The organism is Actinoplanes sp. G11-F43 (assembly GCF_050589265.1).
Classification (GTDB): Bacteria; Actinomycetota; Actinomycetes; order Mycobacteriales; family Micromonosporaceae; genus Actinoplanes.
This window is the reverse complement of the sequence record NZ_JBNZCE010000006.1, coordinates 173,039-192,626: the sequence shown is the minus strand read 5'-3', so window position 1 is coordinate 192,626 and position 19,588 is coordinate 173,039. Positions and strand designations below refer to the sequence as shown.

Below are 19,588 nucleotides of genomic sequence, written 5' to 3'. Positions count from 1 at the left end.
TATAGAGCCTATGACGCTTTTGTACGCCCAAATCGCCGTCTCACCACCACGACGTCACCACCTCGACAGCCAGAATTAAGGTCGAGGTCCCGGACGGGGCCGCCCAAGCCCCGATCAAGATCCTGATCTACAGTGGACGCAGGACCGCTCCCCAGCAGTAGGAGCACCCGGAACCGGCCGGGGTGGACGCCGCCACGTCCCCCCGGCCGCCGGGGACTAGCCTGCGAGAAGTGGATCGCACCGCACTCGCCGTCGTCTCCGCCGGTGGCGTCCTCGGCGCCCTGGCCCGGTGGGGCATCTCCACCGCGTGGCCGCACTCCCCCACCGGTTTCCCCTGGTCCACCTGGGCGATCAACGTGTCCGGCTGTTTCCTGATCGGGGTGCTCCACACCCGGATCGAGCGCCGCCTGCCCCGGTTACTGCTCGGCACCGGCTTCCTCGGCGGCTACACCACCTTCTCCACCGCGATCGTCGAGGTGTCCGCCGCCGGGTTGGCCTATCTGGCCGCCACCCTGATCGGATGCCTGCTCGCGGTGCTGGCCGGCAGCCTGGCGGCCCGGCGATGACCGCCCTGCTGGTGGCCCTGGGCGCGGCGATCGGGGCGCCGCTGCGCTATCTGGTGAGCCAGGTGGTGCGGGACCACCGGGGCACCCTGGTGGTCAACGTGGCCGGGTCGTTCGTCCTCGGGCTGGTGCTCGGGCTGCCGCTCTCCCCCGGCCTGGTCGCGATGCTGGGCACCGGGTTCTGCGGTGCGCTCACCACGTACTCCACGTTCAGCTGGGAGATCCTCACCCTGACCCGGCGCCGGGAGATCGCCGCCGCAACCGGGTACGCCCTGCTCAGCATCACCGCCGGAGTGGGCGCCGCCGTGCTCGGCGGCACCCTCGCCCACACGGTGGCCGGCTGATGAGGACGTCCTACGTCTGGAGGTAGGCCAGCACTGCCAGCACCCGCCGGTGCTGCTCCTCGTCCTGGTGCAGGCCGAGTTTGGTGAAGATGTTGCGGACGTGCTTCTCCACCGCGCCGTCGGTCACCACTATCGACCGGGCGATCGCGGTGTTCGTCATGCCCTCCGCCATCAGGGCGAGAACCTGCCGCTCCCGTGGGGTGAGGCCGCGCATCGGGTCGTCGCGGTGCCGGCGCACCAGCAGCTGGCCCACCACCTCGGGGTCCAGCACGGTGCCGCCCTCGGCCACCCGCTTCAGCCCGTCCAGGAACTCGGCGACCAGCGACACCCGGTCCTTGAGCAGATAGCCGACCGCCCCACGGCGATCGGCCAGCAGATCATCGGCGTACGACACCTCGACGTACTGCGAGAGCACCAGGATCGGGCTGCCCGGCACCGCCGCACGGGCCTCGACCGCGGCCCGCAGACCCTCGTCGGTGTGTGACGGCGGCATCCGGACGTCCACGATCGAGACGTCCGGACGGTGTTCCTTGATCGCGGCGACGAGTGCGGGCCCGTCCCCGACGGCCGAGACGACGGTGTGACCGTTCTCCTCGACGAGCCGGATCAGGCCCTCCCGCAACAGCACCGCATCGTCGGCTATGACCACCCGCATGCCGTCATGCTGTCAGATCACCCCGCACTCAGAGGGGCAGCGGTAGTGCCGCCGTGAGCCGCGTCCCTCCGTCGGCGGGGCTGTCCACCGCCAGCACCCCGCCGGCCGCGCGCACCCGGTCGTCCAGCCCGGCCAGCCCGTGCCCCTTGGCCAGGCTCGCCCCGCCCACCCCGTCGTCGGACACCGTCACGATCAGGCCGGTGGCGATCCGCTGCACGCTGACCTGCACCTCGTTGGCGTGGCTGTGCTTGGCGACGTTGGTCAGCGCCTCGGCCACCACGAAGTAGGCGGTCGACTCGACGGCCGGGTCCAGCCGCTCCAGCGGTGGGGTGTCCAGGTCGACCGGGACGGTGCACCGGCCGGCCAGCGCGGTCAGCGCCGCCTGCAGCCCGCGGTCCACCAGGATCGGCGGGGCGATGCCACGGGACAGGGCCCGCAGCTCGTCCAGGGTCTCCCGGGTCTGCGACAGCGCCTCGGCCACGATCGCGCGGGCCCGCTCCGGGTCGTCGGCGAACTGCTGCTCGGCCCGGCCCAGATCCATCGCCAGCCGGACCAGCCGCTGCTGCGGGCCGTCGTGGATGTCGCGCTCCAGCTTGCGCAGCGCCACCGCCTCGGCCGAGACGGCCGCCGCCTTCTGCTGCTGGGCCAGGTCGCGGGCCTGCTCTGCGGCGGCCACCTGCATCCGCAGGTCGTACGCCCCGTTCAGCAGAGCCTTCGCGAAGTAGGCCTCCATCAGGGCGGCACCGCGGGCCACCCAGTAGAGCGTGCCGGCGAAGAAGATGCCGAAGCTGAGGTTGAAGAGGATCCGGACGCCCATGGTGTCCTGGAAGCCGAGCAGCTCGTGCAACCCGTAGTTGTCCGGCGGGTGCGGCAGCGCCCAGTCGTAGAGCGGGTAGAACAACCCGGCCAGGGCGCCGGCCCACCAGACCAGCACGAAGCAGAATCCGAGCACGCTCGGCACCAGCCGGAGGATGCCGTGCAGCAGGTCGAGCCAGGACTGGGTGTCGGTGAGCGGGGCCAGGGTGCGGCGGAACGCACCCTGGCCGCGCACCTTCTTGTACGGCGGATGGGGCACCCGCTGCCCCAGCACCGGGCCGATCCGGGCCCGCTCGGTGACCGCGAACCCGCGGGCGAACATCAGGGTGCCGACCAGCAGCGGCAGGCCGACCCAGAGGACCGCCAGGCCGACACCGAGGGAGAACCCGGTCAGGCCGACGACCAGGGTGATCAGGGCGAGCGGGAAGCCGAGCAGCACATACTGCGTGTCGATGCCCAGCTGGCGCAGCCGTCCGCCCCGGTGGGTGGGCGCCGCGCCGGCGTATGTGGTGGTCATGCCACAAACGCTAGGCACCGGCGCCCACCGGCGCGATCCGGTGGACCGCCCGTTGTGTGGTGGGGTTATCCCTACCACCTACGGCTGCAGCGTGGTCAGCCTGGTGAATTCGGACGGCAGGTCGTACCCGTCCCAGATGGCACCGAAGGTCAGCGCCGACCCGAACGGCACGATCCGGTCCACGCCGCGGCCGCCCAGCTCGGTGGCGAAGGCCCGCAACTCGGCCTCGGCGAACGCGAAGTGGCTGACCGTCTGGTCCTGCCGGTTCATCGCCGGCACCAGGTCGAGCAGCGAGCCCGCCTCAGCGAACGGGAAGGCGCCGGCCCCGATCCAGCGGCGCGGCGCGGCACCGGGGCCGGCCAGGGTCACCGCGGTCACCCGGTTGTCCGGGAAGTCCAGCGCGGTGGCGGCTCCGGTGGCGGCCAGCCCGTAGGCGGTGACCCGCTTCTCCACGGCCATCGCCGCGTCCACCGTCCAGCCGCGCCGGTCCACCACGTCGAGCAGCAGGTCCAGGAACTCCGCGCGGACCGCTGCGGTGTCCCCGTCGCCGATCAGGAAGACCGAGCGTGGTGACGAGCAGGCGGCCTGGTCGAACCAGTAGGCGTCGTTGGCGAACCCGACCACCGCGGCCCGGCGTGCGGCCGGGTCGGCGGCATGCCAGCCGGGAACCGACAGGACCGCCCAGGACGTACGGTCGGGAAAGGTCAGGTCCCGGGCCGACGGCCGGAGCGGCTGCCTGCGGATGGTGTCGACGGCGGTGTCGCCGCCCCAGATCACCCGCAGGTCACACCACCTGCTGAGAGCCGCGGTGATCGTGTCGTCGTAGCCGTACGTCACCATCTTCTGGGTCCGCCCGATCACCGGGTCGGCCTCGGTCTCGTTCAGCGCCTCCAGGATCACCTCGGCCGCGCCCGCCGACCGGGACGAGATCCGGACCACGTTGTGGTTGCCGGCCAGCGCGGACAGCGCCCACGAGTAGACGAAGATGGTGTCCACATTGGCCGGCGGCAGGTGGAAGACGTTGCCCCTGGGGAAGACCAGCGCGTCGTCGCGCCGCATCGCCGCGACCGCCCGCCGCAACTCGGCCGGCCGCAGGAAGTAGCCGAGCGATCCCAGCTCCGGGAAGCGCCGGGCCACCGCCGGAGCGAGCAGCTTGCGGGCCAGCTTGGCGAGGAAGTCGACGACCCGCGGATCACCGACGGTGAGCCGGTCCCCGGACGGTGCGGTGAGGTCGCCTTCGACCCCGAAACGAAACTTCATGACGCACTCCGGTACGTGTCCGAGCAGCCCCGCGCCTCGGCCCGGGGCAGCCGGCCGAGCACCGAGAAGCGCTTGCCCGGCCACTCGCCGTCGTCGATGCCGTGCACCACGCCGAGGTCCTCGGTGAGCAGCACGTGGCCAGGGTAGGAGGTGGGCAGGGTGCTCACCACTTCCAGGAGGCCCGGTTTCCCGGGCGGTAGTTCCGCCCAGGTCTGCGGGTCACGAACCACGACGTCCGCGAAGTCCGGGCAGTACAGCGAGCCACCGTCAGGGCCTTCAAGAAAGATCGTCCCGATCTGCTCGACCATGCCGTAGTAGTTGTGCACCCGGGTCAGCCCGACCTTCGCCAGCCGGGCCCGGAACTCCTCCGGGGAGACGGCCTGGTCGATCAGCTTCTTCCAGCCGCCGGAGTGGATCAGGATGCCGTTGCTCAGGTCCAGCCCGTGCTCCAGCGCCACCTCGTAGAGGTGCAGCCAGACCAGGTAGGTGAACCCGAAGATCAGGAACGGCTGGTCGCCGTGTTTCGCCAGGAAGCCGCGCAGGGCGGCCAGGTCGACGGCGCCGTCGGTGTCGAGTGCCCAGACGTGGTCGCGACCGAAGGTGGACATGCCGAGCACGCCGGCGCCCCGGGCGCTGAACGAGCGGCGGTCCTTCAGCATCGCCCTGGTGTCGACCAGGATCATCGGCAGGCGTTTCGGGCCGAGCACGGTCTGCACGGTGGCGGCGAGGCGGCGCTGCTGTTCGGCGGCGGCCGCCTTGTCCAGGTAGATCTTGCTGACGTCGCCGGTGGTGCCGCTGGAGGTGAGGACCTTGAAGACCTCGTCGTCCGGGATGCTCTTGAGTTCCAGGGTCTTGAAGAGCCGTACCGGCAGCCAGGGCAGTGCGGATATGTCGGATGCGGCGAAAAAGCCGGAAGCGGTGAGAATCCGGTCGTAGGGCTCGCAGTTCGCCCGGTGGAAATCGGTCAGAGCCGACAATTCCCCGAGAAGCCGCGCTTCCTTCTCAGCTTGCGGCAGGGTGAAGACACTCACAGCGACGCCTCCAGGGCGCGGTAGTCGGTCTTGCCGTTCGGCAGCAGCGGCAGCGCCTCGACGGTGCGCACGTCGATCCCGCTGAAGTGGGTGCCCAGCCACTCGGAGATCTTGGTGCGGAGTACCCGGGTGTCGTCCTCGGACGTGAAGACGACCAGCCTGTCGTCCCCGGCCACGGCCGCCACCGGGAAGTGCCGTTCCACGTCGTCCAGGTTGATCCGGACCCCGAAGACCTTGGCGATCCGCTTGAGCCGGCCGGTGATGAACAGGAAGCCGTCGTCGTCGAGCCGGCCCAGGTCACCGGTGCGCAGCACACCACCCTGGTCGTCACCGCGGGCCAGGTCGGCGGCGGTTTCGGCGTACCCCATCATGACGTTGGGTCCTCGGTAGACGACCTCGCCGTCCTCGATTTCGAACGCCCCGCCGGGCATCGCCACCCCGACCGACCCGAGCTTCTCGGCGGTCGCGGCCGGTGGCAGGCAGGCCATCCTCGGCCCGGCCTCGGTCTGGCCGTACATCACGAAGAACCGCTCGGTCTTTCCGGCGAACTCGGTCACCAGCTCGGTGCGCAGCCGGCCGCCGGCCTGGGTGAGGGTGCGCACCGACGGGTACTTCGCCGGGTCGAACCGGAGCCGGCGCAGCATCTCGTACTGCGACGGCACGAACGCCATCGACGTGACCCGGTGCTCGTTCACCGCGGTCCAGAAGTCCTTCCGCGTGATCCCGGTCCGCTCCAGCACCACGGTCGCGCCGCGGAGCAGATGCGAGTGCAGGACCGAGAGGCCGTACGAGTAGAACAACGGCAACGTGGTGATCGCGACGTCGTCGCCGGTGATGCCGAGACTCCCGGCCACCTGTTCGGCGTTGGCGAGCACCGCGGACCGGGACAGCCGGACCAGTTTCGGGTCCCCGGTCGAGCCACTGGTGGTGAGCAGCAGCGCCAGATCGGGATGCGTCCGATCGGTGCCGAACCGGGCCCGCAGCGCGGTCTGGTCCAGGTCCGGGTCGAGCAGCAGGACCGGCCGGCCGGCGCGCAACGCGGCCAGGTAGGTGGCGATCGACGCGACGGTGCTGGTCATCGGCAGGAAGACCGGCGACCCGGCGGGCAGGGCCGCCGCGGCGGCGTCGATCAGCGCGGGCGTCAGGACCTCGCCGGTGGCCGCGTCGATCACCGTCGCGCCGGGATGAAGCAGGTTCACAGCGTCAGTCCCCCGTCCACCCCGATCACCTGTCCGGTGACGAATCGGGCCTGGCCGGAGACGAGGAAGGCGATCACGTCGGCGACCTCCTCGGCGGTGCCGAGACGGCCCAGGGCGGTGTCCGCGATCCGGTCGGCGCGGCCGGCCTCGTCCAGGGTGTCCAGCATGTCGGTGGCGATGAAGCCGGGGGCGACCGCGTTGACCCGGATGCCGCGCGGGCCGAGTTCCTTGGCCGCCGACCTCGTCAGGCCGACCACGGCGGCCTTGGAGGCGGCGTAGACGGCCTGCCCGGCGATGCCGTGCGTGCCGGTGATCGAGGCGGTCAGCACCACCGCCGGGTTCGTCCCGCGGGCCAGCAGGCGGACCGCGTTCTGCAGGGTGTACGCCGCCCCCGCCGCGTTCACCGCGAACAGCCGCTCGACGGTGCCGTCCGGGGTCATGCCGAGCATCCCGGCGGCGTGCGTACCGGCGTTGGCGACCAGCACGTCCAGGCGCTTGAACTGTTCGAAGGCCAGCCGGACCAGACCCTTGCTGGTGGCCGGGTCGGCGATGTCACCGGCCCCGTGCACGACGGTGACGCCGTGCTTGCCGGCCAGCTCCGCAGCGGTCGCCGCGACGGCGTCCGGGCCGTGGCCGTGCAGCACCAGGTCGAAGCCCTGCTCGGCGAGGCGGTGCGCGGTGGCCCGGCCGATGCCGCGCGACGCACCCGTCACGAGGGCGACACTCACTTGACGTCCACCCCGTATTTACCGAGGATTCGCACGGCTTCCTTAAAACTGGACATATCGATTACATCGTCGGTGTCAATCATTACCGAGAATTCATCTTCAATGGTCGCGACAAGGGACATGTGCGCGAGCGAATCCCACTTCTCGTTGTCCTGGTAGCGCAGGTCGTCCACGGGCGCGTCCGCCGGAAGATCGAGGGCGGCACGGAACGCCTCGCGTAGTCTCTGCAGCTCAGTCACGGTATTACTCCAGGGTGGGGGTGATCAGAGGAGTCCTACCTTCCCGCAGCTCCACGGTCGTGGGGACCAATCCCGGCTGAACTGGAAATGAACTGAATTTGGCGTTCTCCCGCTCGTCTGGAAATAGCGATTCCGCTGGTTATGCTTCCGGCTCGTAACCAGCCTCTCGCTGATCCCCTCGGAGAAAACCTTGTCTGAAATCGCCGGCTCCTCGATCCTTGTCACCGGCTCCACCGGTTCCTTCGGCAAGGCCTTCCTGCGGTACGCGCTGACCCATCTCGACCCGGCCCGCATCGTCGTCTTCTCGCGTGACGAGCTGAAGCAGTACGAGGTCCGCCAGATGTTCGGCGACGACCCGCGGCTGCGGTTCTTCATCGGCGACATCCGGGACGAGAAGCGGCTCGCCCGGGCCATGCACGGGATCGACCACGTGGTGCACGCGGCCGCCCTCAAGCAGGTGGACACCGCCGAGTACAACCCGTCGGAGTTCGTCGCGACGAACATCAACGGCACCCAGAACGTGATCGACGCGGCCATCAACGCCGAGGTCAAGAAGGTCGTCGCGCTCTCCACCGACAAGGCGTCCAGCCCGATCAACCTGTACGGCGCGACCAAGCTGGCCGCCGACAAGATCGTGATCGCCGGCAACCACTACGCCGCCACCCACCCGACCCGGCTCGCCGTGGTCCGCTACGGCAACGTGATGGGCAGCCGCGGCTCGGTGGTCCCGTTCTTCCGCAAGCTCGCCGAAGAGGGCAAGAGCCTGCCGATCACCGACAAGCGGATGACCCGGTTCTGGATCACCCTGGACCAGGCGGTCAAGTTCGTCGTCGACTCCTTCGACGTGATGCAGGGTGGCGAACTGTACGTCCCGCGCATCCCCAGCATGCGGATCATGGACCTGGTCGAGGCGGTCGCGCCCGGCGCCGCCACCCACGAGATGGGCATGCGGCCCGGCGAGAAGCTGCACGAGGAGATGATCGCCGCCGACGACAGCCGCCGCACGCTGCGCTTCAAGGACCGCTACGTGGTCCAGCCGGTGGTGGCGAGCTGGGGTTACGAGTCGCCGGCCGGTGGTGAGGAGGTCGCCGACGGCTTCAACTACCGCTCGGACAACAACGACCTGTGGCTCTCGGTGGACGAGATGCGCGACATGCTCGCGGAGTCCTGATGCTGCCGTACGGGCGACAGTCCATCGACGAGTCCGACGTCGCGGCGGTCATCGACGCGCTGAGCAGTGACTGGCTGACCACCGGGCCGCGGGTCGCCGAGTTCGAGGCGATGCTGGCGGAGGTGGCCGGCGCGCCCTGCGTCACGGTCACCAACGGCACCACGGCGCTGCACGCGGCGTACGCGGCGGCCGGGGTGTCCGCCGGTGACGAGGTGGTCACCACACCGATGACGTTCGTGGCCACCGCCTCGGGCGCGGCCATGCTCGGCGCCACCGTCGTCTTCGCCGACGTCGAGGAGGACAGCGCCAACCTCGACCCGGCCGCCGTCGAGGCGGTGGTAACCGAGCGCACGAAGGTGATCGCGGCGGTCGACTACGCCGGTGTGCCGGCCGACTACGACCGGCTGCGCAAGATCGCCGACGGGGCCGGGGCGTACCTGCTCGGGGATGCCGCCCACTCGATCGGCTCGCTCTACCGGGGCCGGCCGGTCGGCACCCTCGCCGACCTGACCACGTTCTCGTTCTTCCCGACCAAGAACCTGACCACCGCGGAGGGTGGGGCGATCGCCTCGACCCGGCCCGAACTGGTCACCCGGCTCCGGGAGTTCCGGACCGTCGGGCTGGTCCGGGACCGGGCCCGGATGCGGTACCCGGACGAGGGCGCCTGGCATCAGGAGGTGCACCAGTTCGGCCTGAACTACCGGCTGCCGGACGTGCTCTGCGCCCTGGGCAGCTCCCAGCTCCGCCGCCTTGCGGCGTTCAAGGAGCGGCGGCGGCAGCTCGCCGCCCGCTACGACGAGCTGCTCGCCGATGTGCCCGGGTTACGGCTGCCGGTCCAGGCCGACGACGTCGACCCGATGCGCCACCTCTATCCGGTACGGATCCTCGACGGTCGCCGCCGGGAGGTGTTCGACCGGCTGCGGGCCGCCGGGATCGGTGTGCAGGTCAACTACATCCCGGTCTACTGGCATCCGGTCTTCGAGGACCTCGGCTACCGGCGCGGGATGTGCCCGAACGCGGAGGCCTTCTACGCCGAGGAGCTGTCCCTGCCGCTCTTCGCCGACCTCACCGACGACGATCAGGATCGTGTGGTCGAGGCGCTGCGCGGCATCCTCGGGAGCTGACGGGTGCACCACGGCAACCACTTCTACGGGCACGCGCACGTGCTCGCCGAGTACTGCGGCCTGGACCCGGCCGATCCGCCCCGGATCGACGGCTACCTCCAGCACGGCTGGAACGTGGTGGACGGGCTGGGCGGGGGCACCCCGTACGCCCCCGGCAGCCCGATCTTCGTCTGGTCCGAGCGCACCCGGCGCCGCGCCTGGTCGATGGACCGGCCACTGGCCACGGTGATCGGCGCGCCCTTCCTCTACCTGCTGCGCTCCCTGGCCCGTGCCGACCTGCGGTCCGAACCGGACCACAACGCGGCACACGACCCGGAAGCCGCGCGCCAGGCCAAACCGCGTGCCGACCTACGGTCCGAACCGGACCACAACGCGGCACGGAGGGAGGGGACCATCTGGTATCCGTTCCACGGGTGGGAGGGGCAGAAGGTCAGCGGCGACCATCACCGGCTGATCGACGAGATCGTCGCCACCGAGGACGGCCCGATCACCTTCTGCCTGTACTGGAACGAGTTCGAGGACAGCCGGATCCGGGCGCTGTACGAGCAGGCCGGCCGGGTGATCTGCCACGGCTACCGCGGGTACATGCGGATGCGTACCGACGCCCGGTTCCTGCACGGCCAGCTCGCCGAACTGCGCCGGCACCGCCGGGTCGCGTCCAACCGGCTGAGCACCGCGATCCTGTACGGCACCGCGGCCGGATGTGCGCCCGCGGTGTACGGCGACCCGATGTACCTGGACCGCGAGGACACCGCCACCCCCGACCGGATCCGCCGGGAATGGCCCGAACTGCACGGCGTCGCCCCCGACCCGGACCGGGCCCGCTCGACGGTGCTGGCCGAACTGGGCGACGGCCACCTGGCCTCCCCGGCCGAACTCCGCGCGATCCTCGGCTGGCCGGCATGATCACGATGATCGGCGGCGAGATGCCGGAATACGCCGAACAACACCCGCCGGCCGACGGCCCCCTCTACCGGCACCTGCTCGACCGGCTGCCCACCGGAATCCGGGTGCTGGTCGCCGGGCCACACCACACCGGGCTGATCCGGGCACTCGCCGACCGGCGTGAGGTGACCTGCCTGCTGCGGTCCCGGCCGGACGCCGAAGCACTGCCCGACGTGGACGTGCTGTGCGGCACTCTCTCGAAACTGACCGAGACTGATCGGTACGACGTGGTCGTCGCCCTGGACGGGGTCGGCCGCCTGGTCTCACCGGAGGACACCCCGCTGGACTGGGCCGAATCGGTCCGGGTGCTGAAACGGGCGCTGCGGCCCGGTGGCACGCTGCTGCTCGCGGTCGAGAACAAGCTGGGCGTCCACCGCCTGGTCGATCCGGGAACGGCGACCGCGGATCCGGCGGCGGACGCCTGGACGCCACTCGGCGAGTTCAGTGGGGAACCCGGCCGGCCGGACCGGCTGACCACTGTTCTCGGTGCCGAGGGACTCCCGGTTACCTCTCTGATGTCCGGCTGGCCGTCGCTCAGACGTCCTTCGCTGTTGGCCACCCCGGAGGCTCTGCGGTACGGGCCACTGGACGCGCTGTCCGCTTTTGCCGCTCACGCGACGGCCGGGGCGTACGCCGAAATCCCGGTCCTCAGCGACCCACGGCGACTGGCCGCAGCCTCGGTGCGCCGGGGAATCGGCGCCGAGCTGGCCCCCGTCTGGCTGGTGACGGCCCAGCGCGCGGCCCGCCCGAGTCCGGCCCTCCCGCTCCCACCGGTGCTCTTCGCGTCCCCGGATGCCTCGTCCCCGGTGGTCACCGAGCTTCTCAGCACCCCGGACGGCTGGCTGCGCCGGCCGGTGAACGGGCCGGCGGAACCGCTGCCGGCCGGCCATCTGCTGGAGGAGCGGCTGCTCACCGCGGCTCTCGGGCACGATCTGCCGCGACTGCGGCGGCTGCTCACCGGCTGGATGACCGAGCTGCCGATGGCGGCGGCCGGCAACGTGCTGGTCGACGGCGAACGGTTCACGATCCTGGACCCGGGTGTGCCGGAGCTGCCGGACGCGCTGGCCCGGTTCGCGCACACCCTGCTCGACGGCGGATACCACCACCCGTGGCCGGGCGTCACCGACGTGGTCCGGCTGATCGCGGTCCTCGCCGGGGCGGCCGGCGTCTCCGCCCCACCCGACATCTCCGAGATGTCGGTGTCGATCGGGCGTCGTGAGCAGGAAGCTCAGCTCACCGAACTGCGGAAGCGGCTCGCCGACGCCGAGGAGCGCACCCGGTTCTTCGAGGTGGAGCTGGAGAAGCGCGAGGCCGAACTGGGCCGCGCCAAGACACAGATCGCCGCGTTCAGCGGCAACCTCGGCTATCGCGCCGCCAAAGCCGGGCTGGTCCTGGCCCGCGCGGCCCGCAATCGCATCCGAAAAGGACGGACATGACCACCCTCGGGATCATTCAGGCCCGGATGGGCTCCACCCGGCTGCCCGGCAAGGTGCTGCGCGACCTGGGCGGGCGCACCGTCCTCGATCGGGTGGCGCGGGCCGCCCGGGAGAGTGGTGTGCTCGACGACCTGGTGGTGGCCACCACCATCGAACCGGCCGACGACGCGGTGGTCGCCGAATGCGCGCGGATCGGTGTGGAGTGCTACCGCGGGCCGGTCGACGACGTGCTCACCCGGTTCCTCGGCGTGCTGGAGACCCGGTCGGCCGAGCATGTGATGCGGTTCACCGCGGACTGCCCGCTGCTCGATCCACGGCTGGTCGCCCGCGCCCACCGGGTGTTCACCGCCTCCGGCGCCGACTATCTGACCACCTCGATCACCCGGACGCTGCCGCGCGGGCTGGACGTCGAGGCGGTTCGGGGGCCGGTGCTCAAAGAGATCGACAAATTGGCGTACGACCACCACCGCACGCATGTGACCTCGTACATCTATTCGCACCCGGCCGATTTCGACGTGATCGGGATGACCGTGCTGCCGGATCTGTCGTACCTGCGGCTGACTCTGGACACCGAGGACGACTGGCGGCTGATCGAGGCGATCGTCGACCACTTCGGCGACGCCCCGGTGGCCGTCCGGGAACTCGCCGACTGGCTCGCCGACCGCCCCGAGCTCGCCGGCCTGAACGCGCACATCGCCCAGAAGGAACTTGATCAGGCATGATCGCCTGCACCGAGCGGCACCCACCCGCAGCGAACCGACCACGCCCCGGGCGAGGGCCAGAAGAGCATGCCAAGGCTGGCACAGCATGATCGTGGGGATCCGGTGTGATGCGGGGGCCCGGACTGGAGTGGGGCACCTCGTTCGGTGTGTGGCTCTCGCTGAGGAACTCGTCGCCCGTGGCGTCGAGGTGCACTTTCTCAGCGATCTCGGCGGGGTGGCGTGGGCCGAGGCCCAGCTGCGGCAGCGCGGACTGCCCTGGCATCCGGCCCCGTACGACGAGGTGGGCCTGGTCGCGGCGGTCCAGCGGCTCGGGGTGGACGCGCTGGTGGTGGACTCGTACACGCTGCCACCGGCGCACAGCAAAGCGGTGCGGGCCACCGGCCGGACCGTGCTGGCCATCGTGGACGGCGAGACGCGCGGCCAGGACGCGGACATCTACGTCGATCAGAACCTGGACACCGAACTCGACGCCGACGGCACTCTGCTGACCGGAATCGACCACGCGCTGCTGCGTACGTCGGTGCGCCGGCTGCGGCCTCCCACCGCCCCGGTGCACCGCTCCGGACGTACCCCCAAGGTGGTCGCGTTCTTCGGCGGAACCGACGCCTACCGTGCCGCGCCTCAGATCGCGCAACTGCTCGCGGACACCGCGGCGCCGTTCGACGCGACGGTGATCGCCGCCGACGCCGGCCTGCGCACCGAACTCGGCGCGGTGCCGGCCGGTGAGGGACAGAGCTTCACGATCATCGACCCGACCGACCGGCTGCCGGAACTGCTGACCGAGGCTGATCTGGTGGTCAGCGCCAGCGGCACGTCCACCTGGGAACTGCTCTGCCTCGGGCGGGCGGCCGCCCTGGTCTGGGTGGTCGACAACCAGTCGCTGGGGTACGAGAAGACCATCGCCCGTGGTTACGCCGCCGGCATCGGGCGGCTCGGCGAGTTCGGCGACACCGCCGTCACCACCCTGCGAAGGCTGCTGCTCGACCCGGCCGCCCGCACCGTGCTGGCCACCCGGGGATGGTCGGCGGTCGACGGCCGGGGTGTCGAACGTGTCGCGGACGCCCTGCTCAGAGCGGTGTCACCTCGATGAGAACCTTGCCGACCGCGTGGTTCTCGACCGCCTCGTGCGCCTCATCGATGCGGTCCAGCGGGAACCTGATGATCGGCAGCCCGGCGTCCTCGCCGACCCGGAAGGCGCCCGCGTTGACCGCCTCGGCCACCGCCTCCACCGCGTTCGCCTTCTCCTCCGCGGTGGTGGTGTAGGTGAGCACGAAGTCGAGGCTGGCATTTTTCATCATCGCCTTGAAACTGGGCACGCTGAACTTCCCGCCCACGTAGATCGCGATGTTGCCGCCCGGGGCGATCACGTCGAGGTCCAGATCCAGGTTGCCGGTGCTCACCTCGACGATCACGTCCGGCCCGGCCGGGCTGATCTCCCGCACCCGGGCGGCGACGTCCTCCTCGCGGTAGTTGATCACCGCGTCGGCGCCGGCGGCCAGCGCCAGATCCGCCTTCTCCTTCGAACTGACCGTGGTGAGCACCGTCGCGCCGGCCCACTTGCCGAGCTGGATCGCCGCGTTGCCGACCGCGCCCGCACCCCCGGCCACCAGCACGGTCCGGCCGTCCAGCGCACCCGGCTCCAGCCGGTCCGGCCCGTCCGCCGCGACGGTCAGGCAGCGGTGCGCGGTCAGCGCCGGAATCCCCAGGTCGGCGCCGACCTCCAGGGGCACGTCGTCGTTCATCCGCACCACCTGACGGCGGGGCAGCACCACATACTCCTGGGCCGTCCCGTCCGCCCGGCCGAACCCGGCGTCCCACACCCACACCCGGTCACCCGGCTCCAGGTCGTGCACACCCTCGCCGAGCGCGTCCACCACACCCGTCCCGTCCTGGTTGGGCACCCGCGGTGGCGCCACCCCGTCCGGCACCCCACGACCGGACCGGGTGCCCGTGTCGGTCGGGTTCACCGCCGAGTACACGATCCGCACCCGCACCTCCCCCGCACCGGCCAGCGGGAGTGCGCGGTCGACGATCTGCAGAACGGAAGCGGGACCCGGCTCGTGGAATACGGCAGCACGCATACCCCCACCCTATTTCGCGCTCAGGGGTACGTCCGGGTTGCCGAACAGGAGTAGTGCCGAGTTCTGGAGGTTCCTGTGGCCACCGTGCTGATCGCTGACGACGAGCTGGATCACCGTGAGCTGATGACGCTCGTGCTGCACCGGCTCGGGTACGACGTGGTGGCCGCCGGCGACTCGGGGGCCGCGCTGGAGCTGCTGGCCGGTGGTGGCGTCGACGCGGTGCTGGCCGACGTCCGGATGCCGGGGGTGTCCGGGATCGAGCTGTGCCGGATCATCCGGGGTTCGCCGGCGTTCGCGACCACGCCGGTGATGCTGATCAGCGCCGACGTGCACCGTCATCAGATCATGACCGCGTTGCACGCCGGCGCCGACGACTACCTGCCGAAACCGTTCAGCCGGGTGCTGCTCGGCTCCCGGCTGGAGATGCTGCTCGGGCTCCGGGCGGGCCGGGCCGCCCGGTCGGCGACGGCGGCCCGGGCGGCCCTGCTGGCCGCCCGGCAAGCTCTGGTCCCGGACATCGGGACCGAGCGACCGCCGTACCGCAGATCCGCCTAGCGGACCGTGATCAGCTGCGCCTCGGTGGCGCTGCCGTTGTCCTGGCTGACCACCATCAGGCCCTTGGCCGGGCTCTTCGCGAACTCGGCCCGGTCCAGGGTGACGGTGGTGGTGAGCGTCCGGTTCGGCGCGATCTCACCGGTCAGGCCGGCGGCGAGGGCCGGCGTGAACGGGTTGAACGTCGCGGTGCCGGCGATCTCGTCGTTGTTGCCGTCGATCAGGCCGACCGTCTCCACCCGGTAGCTCAGGCGCGGGTTCTCCGGCGACAGGCACGGCGAGCCCTCCGCGCAGAGCTGCGAGATCAGCACCGGCAGGACGACGGTGCCGCTGTCGTACGGCGCGTCGGCGTAGAACTCCAGGGTGCCGCCGCCGGTGCGCAGGTCGAAGACCGCGGTGACCAGTTCACCGGTCAGGTCGCCGGTGGTGAGCAGGCCGTAGTCGGCGCCCACGACCAGGTAGTCGTCGACCTTGTCGCCGTTGACGTCGACGTACACGTCGAACTCGTTGCGGGCGGCGTTGGACAGCCGGTTGTGGGTGCTGATCGCGAACGCGACCGCGTTGTCGGCGGGCAGGCTGCGCACCCCGACGGCCTTCAGGTCGGCGGCGCCCGGCGCGTCCTTGGCGTCGGACAGGCCCCACGCGTACACGTCGGCGGTCCCGGCGACGACGCCCTTGCGGTTGGTGACGGTGGCGGTGGCGGTGCCCTTCTTCTTCAGGGCGCCGGTGTCCACCGACGTGCTCACCTTCGACACGGCCTGCGGGACCAGGTAGTACGGCACCCGCAGCGTGACCCCGTCGTTGCTCTTCTTCGCCGGGGTGAGGGTGATCAGGCCGGCGACGTCACGGAACGCGCTGTTGTCCCCGGCGGTCCCGGCCGCCACCTCGAGGGTGACGCCGACCTCGGTCTCGCCCTTGCCGGCCAGGGTGACGGTCTTCTTCGACAGCTTGACCCGGTGCGGGCTGCCGGCCGGGAGGGTGGCCGCGACGGTGAAGGTCTGCTTGTCCCGGCTCAGGTTCTTGACCTTGACGACCTTGCGCTTGCTGTACGTCTTGTCCAGCTCGGCGAACCCGTAGTTGAGGGTGGACGTGCCCTTGTCACCGAGCGCCACCACCTGGGTGTTCACCGCGCCCGGCACCTGGACCAGTCCGGCGCCGTCGACGCGGGTGGAGTAGTCGGCGACTCCGGCCGGGTCGGCGGTGTTGACGATGGCCGCCTTCCAGTACTCGACCTTGCGCCAGTCCGGGTGCGCCTGCTTGACCAGTGCGGCCTGGCCGGCGGTCATCGGGGCGGCCATCGAGGTGCCGGACATCGCGACGGTGCCGGTGCCCGCGCCGACGCCGGCCGAGAAGATGCTCACGCCGGGGGCGGTGACGTCCGGCTTGAGCCAGCTGTCACCGGTCCGCGCGCCACCGGACGAGAAGCTGGCGGTCGCCTTGTAGCCCGGGTTCTCCAGGTTGATGTTGTCCGCCGAGATGGTGCTGCCGTCCGCGGCGATCAGGGTCGCGGCGGCCGACGACGGGACACCCAGCAGCGGGATGGTGACGGTGGCGGCCTCACCGGTGTCCGGGTTGCTGGTGATCGGGCCCTCGTACGGCGGCAGCGAGTCCACGTTGTTGACCTGGATCACCGCGACCGCGCCGGCGGCCTGGCCGTAGATCGCCTTGGCGACCCGGGCGCAGGTGCCCCGGGCCACGACCGCGATCGCGCCGGTCACTCCGGCGGCGGCGAACTCGGCGGTGCTGCAGCCGAGCGCGATGCCACCGGCGCCGTTGCCGACCACCTTGACCGGGGCGGTGAGGCCGTCGGCGAAGGTCGCGCCGTTGGCGTTGATCGCGTCGATGCCGAGGGACAGCCTCGCGCCCGGGAAGGCCGGGGTGGGGTCGCTGGCGGCGACGCTGATCGTGCTGGTGGAGGCGGCCGGGCTGCCGGTGATGTACGGCGCCGGGCCGGAGTTGCCGGCCGAGGCGACCACGATCACGCCGTTCTTGGAGGCGTTGTCGGCGGCCACCGACTCGGGCGAGTCCGCGGTGCCGAACGGGGAGCCGAGCGACATGTTGATGACGTCCATGTCGTTGGCCACGGCCCAGTTGATGGCGTCCACGGTCATGTCGGTGGAGCCGTTGCAGCCGAAGACGCGGACCGCGTACAGGTCGGCCTTCGGGGCGACACCTGGGCCGATGATCCACTGCTTGGCGTTGATCGTGCCGCTGTCGTACGGGCCGGGATAGGTCTTGCCGTCGGCGGTCACACCGTAGCCACCGATCGTGCCGGCCACGTGCGTGCCGTGGCCGCCGCAGTCCAGCGGGTTGGCGTCCGGCTTGGGCACCGGCTGGTAGGTCGCGCTGTCCGGGTCGGCGTCGTAGCTGTCGCCGACCAGGTCGATGCCACCCTTGATCTTCGGCGCTCGCGGGCCGAACAGTTTCGGGTCGGCGGCCGTGGCCTCGGCGGCGTGGGCGGTGGCGTACGCGGCCGGGGTGCCGGGTCCACCGAAGTCGGCGTGGGTGTAGTCGATGCCGGAGTCGATCACGGCGACCTTGATGCCCTCGCCGCGCAGGTTGTCCGGCGCGCTCCACGCGGCCGGCGCCCCGATCAGCGCCGCGCCCCGGGTGTTGTCCGGCTTGACCAGCTGCAGGGCGTGCACCTCGACCACGCCGGGTGCGGCGGCGAGCGTCTCCAGCTCGTTCGCGGCGACCCGCACCTTCACACCGTTGTAGGCGTCCTGGTAGGCGCCGAGGACGGTGCCGCCGAGCTGGCGGGCCCTCGTCTCGACGGGCGTCTGCTCGGTGCGGATCCGGTCCCGGCGCTGCTTCTTCTGGGTGCTGGTCAGCGGCTCCGCGGCGGCGGCCTCGACCACCGCGACCGGGTCCTGGCTGAGCTCGACCATCACGGTGACCTGACGGTCCCGCATGCCGGCCGGCAAGTTGGTGATCTTGGAGCCGGCCGGGACCGGTTCGAACGTCTGCCGCAGCGACGGTGCGGCGGCCGCACCGGTGGCGTTGCCGACACCGGCCACGGTCATCAGAACGCTGATGCCCGCCGCGGCGGCGAACCGCCTGCTGATCTTTTCTGGGCCCACGCGGGCGTGCCTCCCTCAAGACAGGTTTCGACCCATGGCGGTAATCGCCATGGGTCGATCTGATCAAGGAGTCTGCCCCGGAATTGTTTCGAGCACCAGCCTAGTAGTGCGCGATGATCCGGCGGGCCACTCCATCGACGGTCATCCGCCCGCCGTACGGAAGAATCCACTGTGGCGAGGTGTGTCCAAAGTCGATTCCAAAGGTGATCATCGCCTCTGGGTGGTAGGCGGCGAACGCTTTCAGGACCGCTTCGCGCTGTTCGTCGCGATATTTCGCCCTGTCCCCGACGGGCCGAGGTGCGCTGAACACCGTCGCCTTGGCGGTCGCCACCAGCACCGCCGGGAACTGCTCCAGCAGACCCCGCTCACCGAAGTTGCGCAGCATCCGGAACACCTCCCCGGCCGACGGCTGCTCCTCGGAGGTCTCCAGCAGCAGGATCGATCCGGCGTACCGCTCGTTCGGCAGGATCCACCGGCCGGCCGCCAGGTTCCAGTGCAGGATCTCCAGGTTGCCGCCCCAGGTCCGCGCGGTGACCGTCCGCTCCGGCCGGTGCCAGTGCCATCCAGGGCTCGGCACCGTCGGCGGCGACTCGACCAGCGCCCGCGGATCGTCCCAGCCGATCTCCTCCTCGGAGAACTCGGCCACCGGCGTGATCTCCCGGTCACCGCCGTCGAAGAGCGCGGCCCGCAACGACGCCGCGTGGATCTCGTCGACCCCGCCGCCCCGGCCCAGGTGCACCTGGGTGGAGCCGCCGTGGAACGCCGGGACGCCCTGGCCCCAGAGCCAGTTCAGCAGGTTGGTGTTGTCGGAGAAGCCGAGGAACGGCTTGGGATCGGCCCGGAACGACGCCGGGTCCAGGAACGGCAGCACGGTGATCTGGTCGTCGCCACCGATGGTGGCCAGCACCGCCCGGATCGACGGGTCGGCATAGGCCGCCGTCAGGTCGGCGGCCCGGTCCTGCGGGGTGGCGCCGAAGCGCCTGGTGGTCGGGAACTCGACCGGTTCCAGACCGAACTCCTCGCGCAGCCGCCGCATGGCGAGCTCGTGGACGGCGGGGAAGAGGGCGGGCGCGGCGAACGACGGTGAGACGACCGCGACACGGTCACCGGGGCGGAGTTTCATGA

General features: G+C 70.9%; 19 protein-coding genes. 9 read left to right on the top strand and 10 right to left on the bottom strand.

Features of this window, described 5'->3' with window-relative positions:
- Positions 1-221 precede the first annotated feature (221 nt).
- Together ACQ0O7_RS08255 and ACQ0O7_RS08250 are read left to right on the top strand one after the other, a co-directional pair.
- The gene (locus tag ACQ0O7_RS08255) at positions 222-566 is read left to right on the top strand and encodes a fluoride efflux transporter FluC (RefSeq protein WP_430781228.1); all 345 of its coding nucleotides are present in this window, start codon (positions 222-224) and stop codon (positions 564-566) included.
- On the top strand, positions 563-907 hold the full coding sequence (locus ACQ0O7_RS08250) for a fluoride efflux transporter FluC (RefSeq protein WP_430781227.1): 345 nt from the start codon (positions 563-565) through the stop codon (positions 905-907). The genes ACQ0O7_RS08255 and ACQ0O7_RS08250 overlap by 4 nt, the downstream gene beginning before the upstream one ends.
- Before the next feature lie 10 nt (positions 908-917).
- Here ACQ0O7_RS08250 and ACQ0O7_RS08245 read toward each other — a convergent pair whose 3' ends face one another.
- The 7 genes from ACQ0O7_RS08245 to ACQ0O7_RS08215 all read right to left on the bottom strand — a co-directional run bounded on the left by ACQ0O7_RS08245 (position 918) and on the right by ACQ0O7_RS08215 (position 7,352).
- Positions 918-1,562: a response regulator gene (locus tag ACQ0O7_RS08245; protein WP_430781186.1), complete on the bottom strand. Its 645-nt coding sequence runs from the start codon at positions 1,560-1,562 to the stop codon at positions 918-920.
- Between the two features lie 28 nt (positions 1,563-1,590).
- A complete protein-coding gene (locus tag ACQ0O7_RS08240; RefSeq protein ID WP_430781185.1) occupies positions 1,591-2,895 on the bottom strand; it encodes a sensor histidine kinase in 1,305 nt (434 codons plus the stop codon).
- A gap of 78 nt (positions 2,896-2,973) precedes the next feature.
- Positions 2,974-4,155, bottom strand: a complete 1,182-nt coding sequence (locus ACQ0O7_RS08235; protein WP_430781184.1) for an acyl-CoA reductase — start codon at positions 4,153-4,155, stop codon at positions 2,974-2,976.
- Positions 4,152-5,186, bottom strand: coding sequence for an acyl-protein synthetase (locus tag ACQ0O7_RS08230; RefSeq protein WP_430781182.1), 1,035 nt, complete (start codon positions 5,184-5,186; stop codon positions 4,152-4,154). The genes ACQ0O7_RS08235 and ACQ0O7_RS08230 overlap by 4 nt, the downstream gene beginning before the upstream one ends.
- On the bottom strand, positions 5,183-6,385 hold the full coding sequence (locus ACQ0O7_RS08225; protein WP_430781181.1) for an AMP-binding protein: 1,203 nt from the start codon (positions 6,383-6,385) through the stop codon (positions 5,183-5,185). The genes ACQ0O7_RS08230 and ACQ0O7_RS08225 overlap by 4 nt, the downstream gene beginning before the upstream one ends.
- A complete protein-coding gene (locus tag ACQ0O7_RS08220; RefSeq protein ID WP_430781179.1) occupies positions 6,382-7,113 on the bottom strand; it encodes an SDR family NAD(P)-dependent oxidoreductase in 732 nt (243 codons plus the stop codon). The genes ACQ0O7_RS08225 and ACQ0O7_RS08220 overlap by 4 nt, the downstream gene beginning before the upstream one ends.
- Positions 7,110-7,352 (bottom strand): acyl carrier protein, encoded by a 243-nt coding sequence (locus ACQ0O7_RS08215; RefSeq protein WP_430781178.1) that lies wholly within the window; start codon positions 7,350-7,352, stop codon positions 7,110-7,112. The genes ACQ0O7_RS08220 and ACQ0O7_RS08215 overlap by 4 nt, the downstream gene beginning before the upstream one ends.
- 190 nt (positions 7,353-7,542) lie before the next feature.
- Here ACQ0O7_RS08215 and pseB point away from each other — a divergent pair, with 190 nt between their 5' ends.
- The 6 genes from pseB to ACQ0O7_RS08185 all read left to right on the top strand — a co-directional run bounded on the left by pseB (position 7,543) and on the right by ACQ0O7_RS08185 (position 13,840).
- A complete protein-coding gene (gene pseB / locus ACQ0O7_RS08210) occupies positions 7,543-8,523 on the top strand; it encodes a UDP-N-acetylglucosamine 4,6-dehydratase (inverting) (RefSeq protein ID WP_430781177.1) in 981 nt (326 codons plus the stop codon).
- On the top strand, positions 8,523-9,647 hold the full coding sequence (locus ACQ0O7_RS08205; RefSeq protein ID WP_430781176.1) for a DegT/DnrJ/EryC1/StrS family aminotransferase: 1,125 nt from the start codon (positions 8,523-8,525) through the stop codon (positions 9,645-9,647). Before pseB ends, ACQ0O7_RS08205 begins: the two co-directional genes overlap by 1 nt.
- A gap of 3 nt (positions 9,648-9,650) precedes the next feature.
- The gene (locus ACQ0O7_RS08200) at positions 9,651-10,553 is read left to right on the top strand and encodes a hypothetical protein (RefSeq protein ID WP_430781174.1); all 903 of its coding nucleotides are present in this window, start codon (positions 9,651-9,653) and stop codon (positions 10,551-10,553) included.
- Positions 10,550-12,028, top strand: coding sequence for a hypothetical protein (locus ACQ0O7_RS08195; protein WP_430781173.1), 1,479 nt, complete (start codon positions 10,550-10,552; stop codon positions 12,026-12,028). The genes ACQ0O7_RS08200 and ACQ0O7_RS08195 overlap by 4 nt, the downstream gene beginning before the upstream one ends.
- Positions 12,025-12,750, top strand: a complete 726-nt coding sequence (locus tag ACQ0O7_RS08190; RefSeq protein ID WP_430781172.1) for a cytidylyltransferase domain-containing protein — start codon at positions 12,025-12,027, stop codon at positions 12,748-12,750. The genes ACQ0O7_RS08195 and ACQ0O7_RS08190 overlap by 4 nt, the downstream gene beginning before the upstream one ends.
- 85 nt (positions 12,751-12,835) lie before the next feature.
- Complete coding sequence (locus ACQ0O7_RS08185) at positions 12,836-13,840, top strand: PseG/SpsG family protein (RefSeq protein ID WP_430781171.1); 1,005 nt, start codon at positions 12,836-12,838, stop codon at positions 13,838-13,840.
- Here the strand turns inward: ACQ0O7_RS08185 and ACQ0O7_RS08180 are convergent.
- Entirely contained in the window at positions 13,818-14,831 is a 1,014-nt protein-coding gene (locus ACQ0O7_RS08180) for an NADPH:quinone reductase (RefSeq protein ID WP_430781170.1), read from the bottom strand. The two genes, ACQ0O7_RS08185 and ACQ0O7_RS08180, sit on opposite strands and share 23 nt — an antisense overlap.
- Before the next feature lie 75 nt (positions 14,832-14,906).
- Here ACQ0O7_RS08180 and ACQ0O7_RS08175 point away from each other — a divergent pair, with 75 nt between their 5' ends.
- A complete protein-coding gene (locus ACQ0O7_RS08175) occupies positions 14,907-15,386 on the top strand; it encodes a response regulator (RefSeq protein ID WP_430781169.1) in 480 nt (159 codons plus the stop codon).
- Here ACQ0O7_RS08175 and ACQ0O7_RS08170 read toward each other — a convergent pair.
- Complete coding sequence (locus ACQ0O7_RS08170; RefSeq protein WP_430781168.1) at positions 15,383-18,463, bottom strand: S8 family serine peptidase; 3,081 nt, start codon at positions 18,461-18,463, stop codon at positions 15,383-15,385. The two genes, ACQ0O7_RS08175 and ACQ0O7_RS08170, sit on opposite strands and share 4 nt — an antisense overlap.
- A 100-nt stretch (positions 18,464-18,563) precedes the next feature.
- A complete protein-coding gene (locus tag ACQ0O7_RS08165; RefSeq protein ID WP_430781167.1) occupies positions 18,564-19,586 on the bottom strand; it encodes a S66 family peptidase in 1,023 nt (340 codons plus the stop codon).
- Positions 19,587-19,588: the final 2 nt, after the last annotated feature.

Excerpts from the sequence above, each read along its gene's own strand:
- ACQ0O7_RS08185 (WP_430781171.1), top strand. The coding sequence starts at position 12,836 with ATGATCGTGGGGATCCGGTGTGATGCGGGGGCCCGGACTGGAGTGGGG.
- ACQ0O7_RS08195 (WP_430781173.1), top strand. The coding sequence starts at position 10,550 with ATGATCACGATGATCGGCGGCGAGATGCCGGAATACGCCGAACAACAC.
- ACQ0O7_RS08190 (WP_430781172.1), top strand. The coding sequence starts at position 12,025 with ATGACCACCCTCGGGATCATTCAGGCCCGGATGGGCTCCACCCGGCTG.
- ACQ0O7_RS08205 (WP_430781176.1), top strand. The coding sequence starts at position 8,523 with ATGCTGCCGTACGGGCGACAGTCCATCGACGAGTCCGACGTCGCGGCG.
- ACQ0O7_RS08235 (WP_430781184.1), bottom strand. The coding sequence starts at position 4,155 with ATGAAGTTTCGTTTCGGGGTCGAAGGCGACCTCACCGCACCGTCCGGG.
- ACQ0O7_RS08250 (WP_430781227.1), top strand. The coding sequence starts at position 563 with ATGACCGCCCTGCTGGTGGCCCTGGGCGCGGCGATCGGGGCGCCGCTG.
- ACQ0O7_RS08165 (WP_430781167.1), bottom strand. The coding sequence starts at position 19,586 with ATGAAACTCCGCCCCGGTGACCGTGTCGCGGTCGTCTCACCGTCGTTC.
- ACQ0O7_RS08180 (WP_430781170.1), bottom strand. The coding sequence starts at position 14,831 with ATGCGTGCTGCCGTATTCCACGAGCCGGGTCCCGCTTCCGTTCTGCAG.
- ACQ0O7_RS08240 (WP_430781185.1), bottom strand. The coding sequence starts at position 2,895 with ATGACCACCACATACGCCGGCGCGGCGCCCACCCACCGGGGCGGACGG.
- ACQ0O7_RS08245 (WP_430781186.1), bottom strand. The coding sequence starts at position 1,562 with ATGCGGGTGGTCATAGCCGACGATGCGGTGCTGTTGCGGGAGGGCCTG.